The organism is Microbacterium sp. PRF11 (assembly GCF_031844085.1).
GTDB lineage: Bacteria > Actinomycetota > Actinomycetes > Actinomycetales > Microbacteriaceae > Microbacterium.
The window spans coordinates 400,819-419,063 of the sequence record NZ_JAUZUP010000003.1 but is presented as its reverse complement, the minus strand read 5'-3'; the positions used below and the strand labels follow the sequence as shown (position 1 = coordinate 419,063).

Annotated in this window: 13 protein-coding genes; 1 reads left to right on the top strand and 12 read right to left on the bottom strand. The window is 70.7% G+C overall.

The annotated features are described in order from the left end of the window. Nucleotides 1–13 precede the first annotated feature (13 nt). Entirely contained in the window at nucleotides 14–1,084 is a 1,071-nt protein-coding gene (locus tag Q9R20_RS10795; RefSeq protein ID WP_311249345.1) for an aspartate-semialdehyde dehydrogenase, read from the bottom strand. A 215-nt stretch (nucleotides 1,085–1,299) separates the two neighbouring features. After that, complete coding sequence (locus Q9R20_RS10790) at nucleotides 1,300–2,586, bottom strand: aspartate kinase (RefSeq protein WP_311249344.1); 1,287 nt, start codon at nucleotides 2,584–2,586, stop codon at nucleotides 1,300–1,302. A gap of 167 nt (nucleotides 2,587–2,753) precedes the next feature. Between Q9R20_RS10790 and Q9R20_RS10785 the strand changes: the two genes are divergently transcribed. After that, a complete protein-coding gene (locus Q9R20_RS10785) occupies nucleotides 2,754–4,154 on the top strand; it encodes a threonine/serine exporter family protein (protein WP_311249343.1) in 1,401 nt (466 codons plus the stop codon). 68 nt (nucleotides 4,155–4,222) lie between these two features. Here the strand turns inward: Q9R20_RS10785 and Q9R20_RS10780 are convergent, their stop codons facing one another. The 10 genes from Q9R20_RS10780 to pstC form a co-directional block, all read right to left on the bottom strand. Beyond that, nucleotides 4,223–4,996 carry a phosphate ABC transporter ATP-binding protein gene (locus tag Q9R20_RS10780; RefSeq protein WP_396653683.1) on the bottom strand — a complete coding sequence of 258 codons (774 nt, stop codon included), beginning with the start codon at nucleotides 4,994–4,996 and terminating at the stop codon, nucleotides 4,223–4,225. Nucleotides 4,997–5,460: 464 nt separating this feature from the next. Next, nucleotides 5,461–6,402 (bottom strand): sortase domain-bontaining protein, encoded by a 942-nt coding sequence (locus Q9R20_RS10775; RefSeq protein WP_311249342.1) that lies wholly within the window; start codon nucleotides 6,400–6,402, stop codon nucleotides 5,461–5,463. Further along, entirely contained in the window at nucleotides 6,399–7,199 is an 801-nt protein-coding gene (locus Q9R20_RS10770; protein ID WP_311249341.1) for a hypothetical protein, read from the bottom strand. Before Q9R20_RS10770 ends, Q9R20_RS10775 begins: the two co-directional genes overlap by 4 nt. After that, on the bottom strand, nucleotides 7,196–8,293 hold the full coding sequence (locus Q9R20_RS10765; protein ID WP_311249340.1) for a hypothetical protein: 1,098 nt from the start codon (nucleotides 8,291–8,293) through the stop codon (nucleotides 7,196–7,198). Before Q9R20_RS10765 ends, Q9R20_RS10770 begins: the two co-directional genes overlap by 4 nt. Nucleotides 8,294–8,448: 155 nt before the next feature. Then, the gene (locus Q9R20_RS10760) at nucleotides 8,449–10,038 is read right to left on the bottom strand and encodes an Ig domain-containing protein (protein WP_311249339.1); all 1,590 of its coding nucleotides are present in this window, start codon (nucleotides 10,036–10,038) and stop codon (nucleotides 8,449–8,451) included. A 31-nt stretch (nucleotides 10,039–10,069) separates the two neighbouring features. After that, nucleotides 10,070–11,224 (bottom strand): hypothetical protein, encoded by a 1,155-nt coding sequence (locus Q9R20_RS10755; protein WP_311249338.1) that lies wholly within the window; start codon nucleotides 11,222–11,224, stop codon nucleotides 10,070–10,072. A 58-nt stretch (nucleotides 11,225–11,282) separates the two neighbouring features. Continuing rightward, a complete protein-coding gene (locus Q9R20_RS10750) occupies nucleotides 11,283–13,925 on the bottom strand; it encodes a hypothetical protein (RefSeq protein ID WP_311249337.1) in 2,643 nt (880 codons plus the stop codon). A 152-nt stretch (nucleotides 13,926–14,077) separates the two neighbouring features. Further along, nucleotides 14,078–15,682 carry a phosphate ABC transporter substrate-binding protein PstS gene (pstS, locus tag Q9R20_RS10745; RefSeq protein ID WP_311249336.1) on the bottom strand — a complete coding sequence of 535 codons (1,605 nt, stop codon included), beginning with the start codon at nucleotides 15,680–15,682 and terminating at the stop codon, nucleotides 14,078–14,080. After that, the gene (gene pstA, locus Q9R20_RS10740) at nucleotides 15,679–17,004 is read right to left on the bottom strand and encodes a phosphate ABC transporter permease PstA (protein ID WP_311249335.1); all 1,326 of its coding nucleotides are present in this window, start codon (nucleotides 17,002–17,004) and stop codon (nucleotides 15,679–15,681) included. The genes pstS and pstA overlap by 4 nt, the downstream gene beginning before the upstream one ends. Continuing rightward, nucleotides 17,004–18,011 (bottom strand): phosphate ABC transporter permease subunit PstC, encoded by a 1,008-nt coding sequence (gene pstC / locus Q9R20_RS10735; protein WP_311249334.1) that lies wholly within the window; start codon nucleotides 18,009–18,011, stop codon nucleotides 17,004–17,006. The genes pstA and pstC overlap by 1 nt, the downstream gene beginning before the upstream one ends. Nucleotides 18,012–18,245 lie beyond the last annotated feature (234 nt).

Genomic DNA, 18,245 nt, shown 5'->3' with positions numbered 1-18,245 from the left:
AGACACCTTGCGGTCACGCGGTCGCGAGGCGCTGGTGCGCGACGACTTCGGCGATCTGGACCGCGTTGAGCGCGGCGCCCTTGCGGAGGTTGTCGTTGCTGATGAACAGCACGAGGCCCTTGCCCTCGGGGGCCGACTGGTCGGCGCGGATGCGGCCGACGTAGCTGGGGTCGGTGCCGGCGGCCTGCAGGGGCGTGGGCACCTCTTCGAGGCGCACGCCGGGGGCGTCCGCGAGGAGCTCGCGCGCCCGTTCGGGCGTGATCTCACGGGCGAACTCGGCGTTGATGCTGAGCGAGTGGCCGGTGAAGACGGGGACGCGGACGCACGTGCCGGCGACGCGCAGGTCGGGGAGCTCGAGGATCTTGCGGCTCTCGTTGCGCAGCTTCTTCTCTTCGTCGGTCTCGTTCAGGCCGTCGGCGACGAGGTTGCCCGCGAACGGGATCACGTCGAAGGCGATCGGCGCGACGTACTTCTCGGGCTGGGGGAAGTCCAGCGCCGAACCGTCGCGCACGAGGCGCTCGACGTCGCCCTGGGCGAGGACGCCCTCGACCTGGCCGAGGAGCTCCTGCGCGCCGGCGAGGCCGGAGCCCGAGACCGCCTGATAGGTGCTGACGATGAGGCGTTCGAGGCCGGCCTCGGCGTCGAGCACCTTCAGCACCGGCATCGCGGCCATGGTCGTGCAGTTGGGATTGGCGACGATGCCCTTGACGGCCTGGTCGATCGCGTGCGGGTTGACCTCGCTCACGACGAGGGGGACCTCGGCATCCATGCGCCAGGCGCTGGAGTTGTCGATGACGAGCGCGCCCGCCTCGGCGAAACGCGGGGCGTGGGCGCGGGAGCCGGTGGCGCCGGCCGAGAAGAGCGCGACCTCGACGCCCGAGGGGTCAGCGGTGGCGACGTCCTCGACGACGACGGAGTGCCCGGCGAAGTCGACCGAGGTGCCCGCGGAACGCGCCGTCGCGAACAGGCGCAGCTCGCGGATCGGGAAGTCGCGCTCGGCGAGGATCTCGAGCATGACGGTGCCGACCTGACCGGTGGCGCCGACGACGGCGAGGGAGAGTCCGGAATCGGAGATGCGGGTCATGCGAGTTCCTCGGGTGTGTTCGGGTGAGCGGATGCCGCGACGGCGGCGTTCGGGTCAGACTAGCGCGGGGCGCTCACGCCGCCTGCACTCCGGAGAATCGGTCCGGAATGCGGCGCGAGTTGGCGGAATTCCACCGCCCCCGAGCCTCCGCGGCGGGAAACTCAGGAGTTCCGCGAACGGCGAAGCGGGCACGCCGCACAAGGAGGAGAGGCGGGTCAGCGCCCGGTGCCGGCGTGCACGGTGGCCTCGGCGTCGCCGTCGAGACCGTACGCCGTGTGCACCAGACGCGCGGCTTCGGCGAGGTCGACCCCGCGCACGACCACCGAGATGCGGATCTCGGACGTCGAGATCATCTCGATGTTCACCCCGGCCAGGCTCAGCGCCTCGAACAGGGTGGCCGAGACGCCCGAGTGGGTGCGCATCCCGGCACCGACGACCGACAGCTTGCCGATCTGGTCGTCGTGCACGAGGCTCTCGAATCCGACCTCGGCCTGCTCCCCGGCGAGCGCCTTGAGCGCCGTCGCGGCGTCGGTCTTGGGCAGCGTGAACGAGATGTCGGTGCGGCTGGTGGCCGCGGCCGAAACGTTCTGCACGATCATGTCGACGTTCGCGCCGGACTTCGCGACGATCTTGAAGATGTCGGCGGCCTTGCCGGGGACGTCGGGGACGCCGATGACGGTGATCTTCGCCTGGCTGAGGTCGGTGGCGACGCCGGCGACGATGGGCTCTTCCATGGCTTCTCTTTCGGGGACGAGGGGGGAGGTCTTCGAGGAGTCGAGCACCCAGGTGCCCTCGCTCGAGCTGAACGTGGAGCGGGCGTGGATGAGCACGCCGTGGCGCCGCGCGTATTCGACCGCGCGGATGTAGAGGACCTTCGCGCCGTTGGCGGCGAGTTCGAGCATCTCTTCGCTGCCGACGCGCTCGAGCTTGCGCGCCAGCGGCACCACACGGGGATCGGCGGTGAATATGCCGTCGACGTCGCTGTAGATCTCGCACACGTCGGCGTTCAGCGCCGCGGCCAGCGCGACGGCGGTGGTGTCGGAGCCGCCGCGGCCGAGCGTCGTGATGTCGCGGGTGTCGCGGTTGAAGCCCTGGAAGCCGGCGACGATGACGATCGCGCCCTCGTCGAGCGCCTCGCGCAGGCGCACCGGCGTGACGTCGACGATGCGGGCCGCGCCGTGCGTGGCATCCGTGATCATGCCGGCCTGGCTGCCGGTGAAGGAACGGGCCTCGAAGCCCATCGAGTGGATGGCCATGGCCAGCAGCGCCATCGAGATGCGCTCGCCCGACGACAGCAGCATGTCGAGCTCGCGGGGAGCCGGGATGGGCGCGACCTGACCGGCGAGGTCGAGCAGCTCGTCGGTGGTGTCGCCCATGGCGCTGACGGCGACGACGACCTCGTGGCCGGCGCGGCGGGTGTCGACGATGCGCTTGGCGACGCGCTTGATGCTCTCGGCGTCGGCGACGGAGGAACCGCCGTACTTCTGGACGATCAGAGCCATGAGGGGAACTCCCGGGGAGGTCGTGCGTCGGGATGCCACGACGGGGCGCTCGTGCCGCGCCCGAGGATCATCCTAGAGGCGCCCGCATTCCCGCCCCGTCATGCGAACGCGCAGCGGCGCGCGGTTAGGATCGTGGGGTTCCACCCCCTCCCCCTGGAGCGATCCGCATGCCGCTCTCCCCCGGTCATTGGTTGACGTCGCTGCGACGACTCGTCCACACCGACGACGAGGCGGCGTCGCTCGACACGACGCTGCTGCCGGTCATCGACGAGGCGCTTGCCACCCGCATCCTCGACCTCGCGATCCGCATCGGCGAGACGATGCTCGTCGTCGGCGCCCCGGCCAACGAGGTGACGCTGACGATCGTGCGGGTGTGCGGGGCGTACGGGCTCGATCCGGTGCACGTCGACGTGACGTACAACTCGATCACGATCGCGCACAGCCGTCCGGGGGCGAGCCACCCGACGACGCTGCTGCGGGTCGTGCGCGGCTCGGTCCCCGATCACGCCAAGCTGCAGCGTCTGCAGGCCCTGGTCACCGAGATCACCGGCGGTCTGGCCCTCGACGACGCGATCGCGCGCTGCCGCGCCATCCGGCGTCTGCCGTTCCGGTACCGCCCGCCGATCGTCATCGCCTCGCAGGCGTCGCTCGCCGCGGGTGTGGCGATCATGTTCGGGGCGAACTGGCTCGCCCTCGTGCTGTCGTTCCTCGCCGCGGCCCTCGCGGCGACGACGCAGTACGTGATGGCGCGAGCCCGTGTGCCGTACTTCTTCGCGCAGATCGCCGGCGGCTTCGTCCTCACCGTCTTCGCCGCCCTGTCGCCCCTGCTGCGCTACACCGGTCTCGATGCGGCCGCGGCGATCCGACCGTCGGTGATCGTGGCATCCGGGATCGTGCTGATGCTCGCGGGCCTCACCGTGGTCGGTGCGGCCCAGGATGCCATCGACGGCTTCGCCCTGACCGCGACGGGACGCATCCTCGAACTGACCACGCAGACGCTCGGCGTCGTGCTGGGCATCCTCGCCGGTCTCGAGACGGTGCGCGTGATCGGGATGGGGATGTCGCCGCCGTCGAACGCCCTGCCGCTGGGTCCGGTGTCGGTGCAGTTCGTCGGGGCCGCGGTGATCGCGATCGCCGTGGCGGTCTACAACGGCGCGGGCGCGCGCATCGTCGTGGTCAGCGCCGCCCTGAGCCTCGTGGCCTGGGCCGGGTACGTCGCCGCGACGGGCGTCGGCTTCGAGGTGGCCGCGGCCAGCGGCGTGGGCGCGTTCGTCGGCAGTTTCGCCGGCATCGTCGTGGCCTATCGGCTGCACGTCCCCTCGGTCGCCATCACGACCGCGGCGATCCTCCCGCTCGTGCCCGGTGCCGCGGTGTTCCGCGGCCTGCTCGGGATCGTGGAGTCGGGCGAGGACGCCGCGGTGCTCATGACCGGCGTGACGACGCTCGCCGGCGCGGCGACGATCGGTATCGCCCTGGCCGTGGGCGCGTCGCTCGGCATCTATCTCGGCCAGCCGGTGCGCGCGACGCTGTCCAGCGTGACGCGGGTGCGCGCGCGGGCGCGGGGCTAGCCTCGGGATGCCACGCCCCCGCGCCGCACGGGGCGTGGGTCGTGGCATCCCGGGACTTCACTGCGGGCTCACCCGAAGCGACCGTTCACGTAGTCGTAGGTGCGCGGGTCGATCGGCGAGTCGAACATCGCCTCGGTGTCGCCGTGCTCGACGATGTGGCCGGGCTGGCCCTGCGAGGCGAGGAAGAACGCGCACTGCTGCGACACGCGCTGCGCCTGCTGCATGTTGTGGGTGACGATGACGATCGTGAGCTCCTTCTGCAGCTCACCCATCGTCTCCTCGATCACGCGCGTGGAGGTGGGGTCGAGGGCCGAGCAGGGTTCGTCCATCAGCAGCACCTTCGGCTTGATCGCCAGGGAGCGCGCGATGCACAGGCGCTGCTGCTGGCCGCCGGAGAGCCCGCCGCCGGGGGCGCGCAGGCGGTCCTTGACCTCTTTCCACAGACCCGCCGAGGCGAGCGAGGTCTCGACGAGGTGGTCCTTCTCGTCGCGCGAGGCGCGCAGCCCCGTGAGCTTGAGCCCCGCGATGACGTTGTCGTAGATCGACATCGCCGGGAACGGGTTGGGCTTTTGGAAGACCATGCCGATGTGCTTGCGCGCGTCGATCAGGCGGTGCCCCGGGTCGTAGATGTCGTCGCCGTCGAGACGCACCTCCCCGGCGAGGGATGCCGAGGGCACCAGCTCGTGCATGCGGTTGAGGATGCGCAGGAACGTCGACTTGCCGCAGCCCGACGGGCCGATGAGGGCGGTGACCTGCCCGGCGGGCATGGTCAACGAGACGTCGAGGAGCACCTGGTGGTCACCGAACCACGCCGAGATCGACCGCGCGTCGAGCTCGGACAACGCACGAGGTTCGCCCGCCGGCCGTTCGAGAGTCGCCACGGGCGCCTCCGCGAGCGCCACGGTCGCACCGACCACGGGAGGCGCGGGGGGCGCGAATGCGGGCACGGACGACACGCCGACCGGGAGGACGTCGGTCCGGTCGTCGGGGGCGGACGGCTCGCGGCGGCCGAACAGGCGCGTGGTGCGACGGGATCGACGGGCGATCTCGGCGACGGATCCGGCCGGGGCGGCGGTCCTCGTCGGCGCCGCGTGCTCGACCCGGGTGAGCATCTCGAGCTCCTCCGTCGTGACCACGTCGGTCATGTACGGATCGGCGAGCGCGTCGGCCGGGCTCATCACATCGGTGACGAACGGGTCGAGCGGGCCCTCGGTCGCATCGCTGCGCAGGGCGTCGGAGAAGAGCGCGTCCGGGCGGTCGCGGTCGTCGGATTCGGGGTCTCGGGTGGAGGACATGCGGGCTCCGGTCAGAGGAGGTTGGGAAGAAGGCGGATGAGCTGATCGGACACGAAGACGCTGCCCAGCAGCAGGACCGGGGCGAACACGACCCAGGTCTTCTGCCACCCGACGCGTCGGTAGGCCCAGACGGCGACGAACTCGGCGAGGACGAGGAACTGCAGAGCGAACACCAGCGCCCACACCGTGGTCAGGTCGGTCGCGAGGGGCCGCGCTTGCGGCGGCAACGTCATCGACGTGGTCTGGCGCGCCCCCGCGGGGAAGGCGTCGCCGGTGGCTCTGGCATCCACGTAGGCGACCCCCGACGGAAGGTACGGGGCTCCGCGCGCGGACAAGAGGATGAGGCGGCTCTCGCCCTTCACCGGCGCGGGGGGCGTGGGGTCGCCGGCGTACCGCACGCCGAGGACCGCGAACTCCTGCTCGCCCTGCCCGGTGCGCACCGTGAAGGTCTCGCCGGGCTGCAGCGTCTGCAGGCGACCGAAGGGGCCGCCGAAGGCCGCGGTGCGACCCATCAGGACGCTCACGCCGGCCTGGCCCGGCAGCACGGTGTCTCGACGATGGCCGGGGCCCTGCATCAGCACCCCCGAGGTCGTGCCCTCGGAGACCACCTCGTCGATACCCAGCTGCGGGATTGACAGCAGCGCCACGGGCGCGCCGTCGTCGAGCAGGTGGTCCTCGAAGTCGCCTTCGCTGACCGGAGCGGTGCCCGCCGACAGCTGCGCCCGGAAGGTGTCGCGCAGCTGCTGCTGCGAGGCGAAGTGACCGATGTGGCTGACCACCGACAGGTTGATCAGGAAGACGAGCACGAGCACCGAGACGGACACGAGCGTCCCGCGCAGGAAGACCTGGACCGGGGACAGCGGCGCGTACTCGGGTCGACGACGGGGAGGACGGCGGGGCGGGGGCGGCGGGGAGTCGTCCCGTGGCGTCGTGCGGGGCGCGAAGAGGGTCATGGCATCGCCGCCGCGGGAACCGGGGGCAGAGCGGCCCGGACGATGCGCACGATGACCGCGGCGAGGATCAGGAGGACCAGGACGAGCACGACGAGCCAGGGGAAGACGGGCACGAGGGCGTCCCGCGTGACGGCGGTGACGGCGATGCCGTCGACCGTCTCGGGGGGCGTGAAGGTGACGTGCGTGGCGAGCAGCGTCCACTGGCCGGCGCCGCGCAGCCGCGCCGAGACGACACGGGACTCCCCCGGCTGCAGGGCGTCGATCGCCACGTCGTCGGCCCCGTCGAGCCGGTTGCCGAAGATCGGGACGTCCATCCAGAAGTCCGCCCGGGCGTCGATGGTCGAGCCGGAGGCGTTGTACACGGTGAACCAGACGTCGACGGTGCCGCCCCCCGGGTTCACCGCGGGTGTTCCGGCGCCGTTGAGTCCGCCGATGAAGAGGCCGCCGCCCGCGCTCACCGCCCCGGCGGGGGTGGTCGTGCCGCCGGCCGGGTCGGTCGAGCCCCCGGTCGAGGAGCCGGAGGTCGTTCCGGCACCACCGGTGGACGCACCGGCTCCGCGGGTGCCGCTCGACGGAGAACCCCCCGTGGGCGAGCCGCCGCCGGTGGACCCGGACCCGGACGGGGACGATGTCGAGGACGTCGGCGCGGGCGTCGACCCGTCGGTGATGGTCACCGACAGCGGCGTCCCCGAACCGGCATCCGTCCCCGCCAGCGCGGGAGCCGCGACGCCCGTCGCCCCCAGGGCGACGAGAACGAGGCCGAGTGCGATCCGCAGGGGTCCGCGCGAGCGGCTCACGGGGTTCCCGCGCCGGCCGCGGCGGCGAGTTCCTTGGCCTCGGCCGCGGTCGCGCGCTCCATGTAATCCATCCACTCCTGAGCGCGCGCCTCGTCACGACGGCGACGCCAGCGCAGCAGGAAGAACACCCCCGCCGCCACCGCGAGCAGGATCAGCAGCGTCCACGGGACGGCGAAGGCGATGGCATCCCGACTGACAGGGGTGACCGAGACCTGCTGCGAGGCGTCGGGTGAGTCGACGAAGGGGCTGAGCACCGTGCGAGGATTGAGGAAGAGCCACTGGCCCGCCCCGCTCAGCGTGAACTCGTAGGTCGCGGTGCTGCCGGGGAGCAGCACCGGGATGCTGCCGCCCTGCATGCCCGTCGCGGGGAGTCCGAACCACGTGCTGACGCCCGAGGTGAGGTTCGCGGCGAGCGCGACGTTGCCCGGGTTGGTGACGGTGTAGCGCAGGCGCACGTCTCCCGCGAACGGGTTCCACCAGTCGCCCTCGTACGAGGCGTCGTAGCTGCTGATGCTCAGCTGCGGCTGCAGCTCGCCGGAGACACGGGCGGAGATCGTGGTGGCGACGCGGCGGTCGACGGTGACCTGCTGCCCAGGTTCGACGACGGATGCCACGAGGCCGCCGACGTGGTCGCCGGGGGTCGCGTCCGCCGGGAAGGCGATCGTGAAGGTGAGCAGGCGGACTTCGTTCGGCTCGAGCGAGAACGTCGCGCGATCGCTGCCGTCGTCGAAGCGCAGCCAGGCGCCGACGGCGGTCGGCGTCTCCGCCGTGGTGAGCAGGGCGAAGCCGCCGTCGTCGCCGTTGTAGGCGTCGGTCGCGTAGACGGTGAAGTCCTGCCGCGCGGTGCCGGTGTTGCCCACCAGCACGCGGTCGGTGACGCTCTGACCGGGGTCGGCTGTGTAGGTGAAGCGGGAGCGACCGTCGGGGCGGCCGTCCTCCCCCGCGGGGCGGGTCGCCACGCCGACGGTGGCGGCGGTGTCGCCCTCGGCGGCCGTTGCGGGCGCCGACGGCGAGAGAAGAGCGAGGGTCGCCACAACGGCGATGAGAGCGGCGCCCAGAGCCGGGAAGCGGCGCCGCGAGGTCGAGGAGAGCACGGTATATCTCCGCAGATGAGTGCGACGGAGGTGTGTCGCGATGGTGAACGAGGTCTGATGGGGGGTGAGCCGGTCGTCGACGCGGCTCGCACCGTGCGGGGAGGCCGGTGTCGGCCTCCCCGCACGGCTCATTGCGAGTCGATCCGGGCGTCAGCTCACTTGGAGGTGAGCGTGACGGTCAGGGTCGAGGTGTAGTCACCCGTCTGGGCGTCCTTGGGCGCCGTGAAGGTGAGATCGGCGTCGAAGAGCGCACCGGCGGTGAGCGTCGAGACGGCCGAGCTGGACGCGATCTTCGTGCCCGTACCGAGCGCCACGCCCGAGATGGGGGTGGAACCGGCGAAGACCTTGGGGGTGAGCGTCAGCGCGGAGGCGGGGATCTCGTCCTTGGCGGAGTTCTTGAACGAGCTCCACGCAGCGTCGAGGTTCCAGCCCTTGAGCACGTTGCGGTCGTCGACGACGGTGATCTTGCCGAGCGCCTTGGTGACGCTGGCGTTGCGCGCGACGCTGCCGAAGTCGACCTTGGCGGCCTCGGCGTTGAGCGACCACAGGTCGCTCGCGGTCACGGCCGCGGTCAGGTCGACCGTGTCGGAGGTGGTGTCACCGGATGCCGACACCTTGGTGATCGTGTCCCAGGCGAGGACGGTAAAGCTCGCGTCGCCGGGCTGCGTCAGCGCGATCGTGTGCTCACCGGCGGGCAGCGACGAGATGTCGACGGTCGCGTTGCCGCTCGCGTCGGTCGTCACCTGGCCGAGGTTGGTCGGGTCGGACCACGCCCACGCCGTGAGCGTCTTGTTGGCGTTGGCGGAGCCGGCCGGAACCGAGACCGTCTTCGCGCCCTTGGCGGGATCGGCGACGTCGACCTTGTTGGGGGTGGAGCCGGTCGGCTTGACCGGGGCGGTCGGAGGGGGAGCGGAGACCGTGCCCGAGAACGCCTTCTCATTCGATCCGGCGCTGTTGGTGGCGACGACGGTCGCGGCGTACGCGCCCGCGGCGGTGGGCGTGCCCGAGACCACACCCGAGGCGGCGTCGAGCGACAGGCCCGCCGGCAGAGCCGTCCCGGACTTGACCGACCACGTCAGCGGAGCGGTGCCGTCGGCCGTCAGCGTCTGCGAGAAGGCCGTGCCGACCGTGGCCGCATTGAGCGAGGCCGTGGTGATGGTGGGGGCGGTGGCCGCAGCGGCCGGCGTGGCGAAGGTCCAGGTCGCCTTGGAGGGGGTCGCGTTGGCCGTCACCGTGATGAAGGTGAAATTGGCCTCGACGACCTTGCTGCCGTTGAGGAACGCGACGCCCAGCGAGTAATCGCCACCGGCGTTGGCCACGGCACCCGAGCCCGAGGGCGTGCCGGTGCCGGCCTGCAGGTTGCCGCTGGGCTTGAGGTTCGGCATCTGGATGCCGCTCGTCGTGAAGCCCAGGGCGACCGAGGCGTTCCAGGCTGCCTGATTGGTCTCCTGACCGCGCGGCGAGATGAACGTGCGCACCGACTGTGCGCCCTCGGGGATGGCGAAGAAGCTGTTGAAGTCTTCATCGCCGGCCTCGGGCGAGCCGATGGCGTCGCTGTTCCAGCCGAGGACGGTACCCGGGGCGATGAGCTTCCCGGTCTCGATGTCGGTCAGGTAGACGGGGTGAGCGGAGCCCGTGGTGGCGGGAACGGCCGCGTTGGCGGCGACGGCCGGGGCGAGGACGAGGCTCGCGGCGACGAGAACGGCGCCGAGTCCCTTCGCGCCGGTCTTCAGCGTGATCTTCATGGAAGTTCTGACCCTTTACCTTTTCGGTGACTCAGTTGTTTCGGGTGACGACGGTGCCGGTGGGCGCGCTGAAGCCGAACTTGGCCTTGACGGCCTTCGTCGTCGCGGGTGACGCCGAGGAGCCCCAGTAGGTGAGGCTCGAGGGCGACGTGGTGTCGACCAGGCTCGCGATGCCCTGGTCGAACGAGGGGCCGTCGGTGATCTTCGCCGTGGGGACGACGATGTAGACGGTGCGACCCCAGTCGGCGCTGGTGTAGTAGGAGGTGCTGGGAGCGAGGTTCGGAGCGGTGCCGGTGGTGGCCTGCACCCCGCCGATCGCACCGAGGGAGACCCCCGAGAACGTGTTGATGCGCGCGGCGTTGTTGAGCTGACCGATGTAGTTGGCCACCGACAGCGGCACGATCTGGATCTCGTTCACGGCGGGCGTGAGGACGCGCCCGTCGTTCTCGGGGATGTTGTTGCTGCGGGTGTCCACGGCGTTGCCCAGGGAGGTCACCCCGATCTTGTTGAGGAACGTGGTCCACGTACCCGAGCTCGACTGCAGCCCGAGGGGCTTGATCGTGTAGCCCGTTCCGCTCACCGCGGCGCTCGCGGCCGACGACGTTCCCGCGGAGTAGATGCTCGTGAGCTGGGCCTTCGTCAGATCCTCGACGACGGCCTTGGCGGCGGCGGCATCCGCACCCGACGCATCGCCGATCTTGAACGCGTAGCCGATGGCATCCTGACCGAAGGGCACGTAGGTCAGCAGCGAGCCGGCGGTGCTGCCGAGCGACGAGGAGCGGGCGAGGTCGACCTGGTCCTTGACGTTGACCGACTCCCAGGTGAAGGCCTGGCCCGAGGTGCCGCCGACGGACGCCGCGAGGGCGTTGCGACCCGCGCCGGAGCCGTTGGGGCGCTTCATGACCGGGCCGTAGGGCTTGGTCTGGATGTTGCCGACGCCGCCGGCGACGCCGAGCGTGAAGGCGTCCCAGGATCCGAGGGCTTTTCCATCCCCGGACAGACGCACCGACGGTCCGGTGATGTTGGTTCCGTTGGCGAGGGCTCCGACGGCGTCCTGCAGGGTGTCGGAACCGACGATGGAGTATCCATCGGTGACCGGGTCGGCATTCGCCGCCGAGGCCACGCCGACGCCGGCGACGGCCACACCGAGGGCCGCGCCGAGGGCGACGATTCGCTTGAGCTTCATGACTTCCTGTTCTTGTTCGGGTGCTGAGAGGGTGGTGCAGAAGCCGACGGTGCGGGCTTCAGGTGACCCGTCTACGGAGACGGGTGATCAGGGGGACCCCGGCCGCGCTCGCCAGACCCGCGAGCAGGCTGACCGGCAGGGCGGCGGTCATCGCGCCGCTGTCGGGGTCGTCCGGGGTCTTCCCCCCGGCCAGGGCTGCGGCCGGGGCACCGGTCGCGGCGGCGTCCACCGCGGGCGCCGCGTCGGTCGCGGCCCCCGCGGGCGCCGCGACGGCGCCGCCCGTCGTCGGCTGCGCACGCTGAGCGGGCACGTACGCGGTCGAGCCCTCCGCCGCGGAGTCGCCGCCCGCGGCGGGCCGCTTGCCGGTGCGGATGACGTCGGCGGCCTCCTCGGCCTGGCGCACCCAGGCCGCGGGCAGGGGCACGTAGCCGTCGGGAAGCTGTCCCGGCGCCACACCGGGGGTCTGCGCGCCGCTGCTGACGGCGAAGCGGATGAGATCGGCGTACGTGGAGCGCAGGGCCGGGTCGGCGACGGCGGCGTTCGTCGCCGCGTAGACGGGCATGGTGAGCGGGTAGGCGTCCGCAGCCCCCTTCGCCCGCTCGGATGCCGGGTCGTATGCGACCACCTGGTCGGAGCCGCCCGCGGAGGTCATCGCCTCGGCGGCCGCGGACATCGACATCGCGGTCGGCGAGACGAAGCTCCCCGCGGAGTTGCGCAACGACGCGGTCACCGTCTGGAAGCGGGCTGCGGCCGGGACGCTGGTCATTCCGAGCAGGCGCTGGGAGCCCGGCAGCATCCGCGCCGCCTTCAGGTACTTGGGCGGGGTCGCATTGCTGTCCCACGACCCGGGTCCTTGGCCGTCGCCGCGCAGCGTCAGCGAGGCGATGGAGGAGAGGTCGTTCGCGTAGGGGCGCCAGGTGACGAGATTGACCGGTCCCTGGTTCTGGGGCGCGACCTCGACGGGGTCGGCCTTCGGGAAGTCGTCCCGGTCCAGGGAGAACGCCGTCTTCGTCGGGTTCGTCTCCGGGTCGGTCGAGTACCACGGGTTGACGACCATCCCCCACGGGTCCGGCTTGCCGGCGAGGAAGTCCGCGGCATCCCGATCGGACGCGATGTACCGCCACACCGCCCGGGCGGTGTCCGAGCGCCCCTGGGGGACGATGATGTCGGCGATCGCGGGACCGGACAGGTCCTGCGCCTTCCACTCGGGGTCGTTCACCGCGAGGAAGTCGGGGTCACGGGTGACGTTGTACTCGTTCGTCCCCGTGAGATAGCCCTGATCGGCCCCGACGGGAATGGATGACCGATAGGAGTAGCTCAACAGCTTCGCGAGCAGGCGCGGGGTCAGGTTGACACTCGTGAAGGGCGTCCGCGCGCGGTCCTGCCACTCTTTGGGAAGATCCTTCTTGTTGGGGTCCGGCAGCCGGTCGACGGCGACGGAGACACCGATGGCGGAGAGTGCGACGGGCGCGTACGTGAGCGGGTCCTCCCCCTCGCCCGACCGGGGATAGCTCGTGAGAGCCAAAGGAGCGGTGGGCAGGGTGGCGGCCGACAGGAGGGCATCGGATTCCGCGCTCGTGATGAGGGAGTACACCGATCCGCCGTCCTGGTTGCAGACGACGGGCTGCCAGGATGCCACGGCGAGCGACGCCAGCTCGCTTCCGGCGATCTGCTGCTCCGCGCGCCCCTCGGGGCATCCCGAGCCGACCGGCGCGAAGTCGAGCTTCACCGAGAGAGCGTGCTGCCACGAGTCGTGGAAGAGGCCCGACTGGGTGATGTTCGTGGAGCCGTTGTCCGAGGTGCCGCGGGGAAGCATGACCAGCCAGCAGGACGCGCCGACGGTGGCTCCGGCGGAGGTGACCGGCGTGCCGCACCCGAGTCCGTTCGACTGCACGGTGGTCTGCGTCTCGAAGACGACCGAGCCCCGACCGTCGTCGCCCGAGCCCACCCAGGGGATCTCGTTCGTCGTGAAGGAGGTGAAGAACTGGTTGGCGTTGACGTTCACCGAGCCGTTCTTCGTCTTGGTGCCGGTGGCGGGATCGCGAGAGATGGAGTCGACCCGGGTGCCGTCACGGGCGATGAACGGGATGGAGGTGTACGGAGGGAAGACGCGGGCGCCGGGAACGGTGTAGTCCACGTCCTGAGCCGGGACCTGGTCCATGGACGAGAAGTTGCGGAAATCGTCGCGCGTGGCCCCGACGCTGCCCGCTCCGCCGTACTGGCAGGAGGTCCGGTCGGGCTTGCCCGGGTGCTCCGCATCCTCTTTCCAGCACATGAAGATCTGCAGGAAGTTCTCACCGCCATTGCCCCCGGCGGACGGGGCGACGGACTTCTTCCCGCCGGTCCACTCGATGCGGATGCCCTGGGCCACGAGATCGCGCGTCTGCGACACCGTCACCGACAGGTCGGGCATCGGCGCCGAGTCGATCGCCTCGTCCTGCTGCTTCGCCGTGACGGTGACCGCCGATGACGTGTCCGCCGCCGCCGACGGGGGCGAGGCGACCACGGCGCTGGACACCAGGGCGAACACCGTCGCGCCCACGGCCAGCCCGGCGACGAGGGAAGCCGCCGACCGTCGGACCGCTCCGCGCAGCGACAGGCGGGCCTTCGTCGCGGCGACCGGTGAGGCCGCCCGGGAACGTCGGCTCGACGGCACCGCCGGGGCGGGCTCGGCGGCGTTGCGATCGCGGGTTTCGGGCACCAGGGAATCCTTCGGACAGGGGGTGTCGACGCACCCTCGGAGAGTGAAAAGCGTGCCGGTGACGGCGGGATGAACTCGGCGGTAACGAAGCGCCGACGGGGTGCGCTCTAGCTGCGAACGCTTGAAAAAACCAGATCAGGGCATTTTTGCGCCTATGCCCGCGGGGAGCGACCGCGCGAGCGGCGCAAGACCATCGGCGGGATGAGGATGGCGGCGACCAGCAGCAGACCCGCTGCGAGCATGACGAACTGCGGGGTGCTCCAGCCGTCCTCGGCGAGAGTGAAGGGAGAGGACACCGCGGCGTTGACGGCGCCGCCGCCGCCGGAGATCAGATTGCCGTTCGCGTCGTACACCGCTTCCGCGGTCGAGCCGGTCTGTGCTCCGGCCGAGGACGCCGCAGTCGCCCCGGCGGCCCCGCCGGCGGCTCCCGCCGCGGCATCCGCACTGTTCGCACCGCCGCTCGCTCCCCCGGCACCGGTCGCGGGCGTCGCCTCCTGGGCGCCGCCGGTCCCCTCGACGCACTGCGTCGGGCCCTGCTTGTCGCAGTCCGGCGGGTTCGGGGCGGTCGCGGCGAGCTGATTGTTGCCCGGCGAGTCACCCGGCTTGAACGTGGGGTTGTTGCACGTGTTGAAGTCGACCGCCCCTTCGGTGCCGGGGATCGTCTCCAGCACCTTGGAACCGGCCTGCACCAGGTTCATCGGCAGCGGGGAGTAGCCGAGCGCCGCGGCCTGCTGCTGCCCCTCGCACAGCATGTAGTTCGCGAACTTGCTGAGCGTCCTGCCCTTCTCGGTCGTGAAGAGCTTGTTCGTCTGCGTCGGCACGATCATGTACGAGTAGCTCGACATGGGGTACGTACGCGGATCCGTGCTGTTGTAGACGCCGTCGAGGTTCTGGGTGAGGTCGGCGTTGATGCCGGCCGACATGAGTGCCACGGCCACGGACTGGTACGTCGGCTCGACGTAGTACCCCGCCTTGTTCAGGACCTTCACCACCGGGAATCCGGACTTCATCGCATACGAGTACTCGACGTAGGTGATCGCTCCCTCGCCGTAGCTCTGACTGACGTAGCCGGCCACGCCGAGCGAGCCGTTCTGGCCCTTGAACGAGGCGTTCACCTGGGGGAACTGCGACAGCATGCCCCGATCCCAGATGGAGGGGTACTGCTTCGACATCCACAGGGTGAACTGCGCGCTCGTGCCCGACCCGTCGGAACGGTAGACGGGCGTGATCGGCCGATCCGGCATGGCCAGAGCCGGGTTGTCGGCGGCGATGGCGGGGTCGTTCCATTTCGAGATCTGCCCCGAGAAGATCTTCGCGATCACCTCCCCCGACAGTCGGAGGTTGGTGACGCGCTTGCCGCCGATCTTGAGGTTGTACATGAGCGAGGTACCGCCCGCCACGATCGGCATGTACGAGAACTTGCCCTGCAGCGGCGTCCCGTCGCCGAACGTCGTCTCGGGCGGGGAGCCGTCCTCCGGCTTCTCCTGGAACGGGATCTCGCTGATCGCGAAGTCGACGGTGCTGTTGCGGAAGTCCGTGCGACCCGCGCTCGACCCCGTCCCCGAGTAGTTCACGGTCATGCCGTAGTTGCTGGCGACGTTCTTGCGCCACTGATCGAGGGCGTTCTGCGACCAGGTCGAGCCCGAGCCGGAGATGGGGACGTAACCGTCCGCCTGGGCGGGGGTCGGCGCGAGCGCCACCAGAGAGACGACCGCGAGCACCGCGGCGAGGCGGCTCAGGCGGGGAGGGACGTTCACGACGGGTTCTCCTCGGAGGGTCGGTTCGGGCGAGCGGTGAGGGCGCGCTGCGCGAGGCGCCAGGAGAGATCGCGGGGCGGTCGCCCCTTCGGCGTCGCGCGCTGCGCCGCGCGGGTGCTCGCTTCGTCGCCGCTCATGCGGACGAGGTCGCGAGCGGATGCGGCGGCGGCGGCGCGACGCTGACGGTCCGAGAGCTGTCCCGGCCCGCGCCCGCCGATGAGACGGGCGACGATGAACAGCGTCAGGACGAGCAGCACGAGGGTCGCCGCGGCGCCGAAGCCGCGCGCGATCATGTTCGGCTCGGGCGACTTGACGAAGTCGAAGACCTGCAGCGGGAGGGAGATCATCGGTCCCGAGAAGGGGTTGAGGTTCATCTCGGCGGTCACGCCGGAAGTGAGCAGCACCGGCGAGGTCTCACCGATCCCTCGCGCCGTCCCGAGGATCACCGCGGTGACCAGCCCCGAGCGCGAGGTGGGCAGCACGACGCTCCATACGGTGCGCCACCGGCTGGTGCCGAGGGCGTACGAGGCCTCCCGCAGGTTGTTCGGCACCAGGCGCAGCACCACGTCGGAGGCGCGGATGATGATGGGGAGCATCATGACGCTGATGGCAAGGGATGCCGCGAACCCGGAGCGCTGATTCGTGATGAGGGTCACCACGGCGGCGTAGACGAACAACCCCGCGACGATGGAGGGCAGCGCGGTCATGGCATCCGAGATCGTCCGCACGAACCGGGCGAACGGGCCGCCGATCTCGTTGAGGAAGACCGCCGTGGTCACCCCGAGCGGGATCGTGATGACCAGGGCGATGCTGATCTGGATGAGGGTGCCGACGATCGCGTGGGCGATGCCGCCCATCGTGAGCGGGTCGAGAGGGCCCGCGAGCTTCATCGTCTCGGTGAAGAAGTTCAGGTTCAGCAGCGCCGAGGACCCGCGGCCGAGGGTGAAGAACACCACGAAGGTCAGGGCTCCGAGCAGCACCACCCCGGCGGAGTAGAACAGCGCCGTCATGATGCGCTCGCTGACGGCCAGACGGTCGGCGCGCATCGAGGTCATCACCGCGTAGATGCCCAGGAAGCCGATGAATGACAGCACCACCCAGCCGACGACGCCCGTCATCGGGGTGAGCCACCCGAACAGCAGCGTCGAAAGTGCAACGGCGGCCGCGGCGCTTCCGACGAGGTCGAACCGATCGCCGAAGGGGACGGTGCGCAGGTCGCGGCGCTCGCCGACGCGACCGTCGCGGAACGGGATGGTCGTGCGGTGAGGAAGGCGGTCGGGTTCGTCGGGCGACGTGGGAGCCTCGGGAGTGACGATCGCCATCAGTTGCTCTCCGCTCCGGACCGGCTGCGCGCGACGATCGTCGACGCGGTGAAATTGACGATGAGCGTGATGACGAACAGCACCAGCCCGGCGGCCATGAGCGCCGACAGACCGAACTGGCTCGCCTCGCCGTAACGCAGGGCGATCAGGGCCGAGACCGAGTTGGTGCCGGTCTTCAGCAGCTGCGTGTTGATCGTGAAGATCGGCGAGATGATCATCACCACGGCGATCGTCTCGCCGAGCGCCCGGCCGAGGCCCAGCATCGTCCCGCCGATGATGCCGCCGCGCCCGAAGGGCAGGACGACCGCCCGGATCATCCCCCAGCGCGTCGATCCGAGGGCCAGAGCCCCCTCCCGCTCGCCCAGCGGCGCCTGGGAGAACGCCTCGCGCATGACGGAGGTCTGCGTGGGCACGACCATCAGCGCCACCACGATGCCGGCGATGAACGCCGAAGAGGTGAAGGCACCGGCATCCGTCAGACGCGCGCCCGTCGGGTCGGTCACCTGGAAGACGGGGATCCATCCGAAGTAGATAGAGATCCACTGCGCGACGGGGATCACCCCGGACTGCAGGAAGAACACGCCCCACAGGCCGAACACGACGCTGGGGACCGCGGCCATCAGGTCGACCATGGTGATGAGGAGCCCGCGGGCTCTCGGCGGCACGATCTCGCTGATCAGCAGAGCGGTACCCAGGGCGAGCGGCACCGAGATGCTCATCGCCACGAGCGCGATCGTGACCGTGCCGAACAGCACCGCCGCTACGCCGAAAGTCCCCGTCTCGGGCGACCACTCCTGCGTGGTGAGGAACGACGGCCCCGCGACGGCGAGCGCATCCCCGGCCCGGGCGGTGAGGAAGACACCGACGGCGAGCATGATCGCGACCGTGATGCCACCGGCGGCGTACGCGGTCGAGCGGAAGACACGGTCGGCGACGACCGGTGCGCTCTTGAGCGAGCGCGGAACGGGTGCCTCGCTCGAGGGCAGCACCTCGGTGACCTGCGTCATACGTCCTCCATCGATCGCGCCGGTGCGGGCGGGCGTCCGCGCCGCTCGCCCTCGACGGGCGAGGAGGAGTCGCGGGGCGCCGGTCGACCGGCGGGTGTCGCGACTGTTCGCTTCCCCTGGAGCCGGCTCGGGTACCGGCAGGAGCGACGGTAGGAGCCGGTCGTGAACGACACCGGCTCGCTCCGTCCACACCGCCTGGCGGGGTGGTGAACGACAGAGGCGGAAAGGTGAACG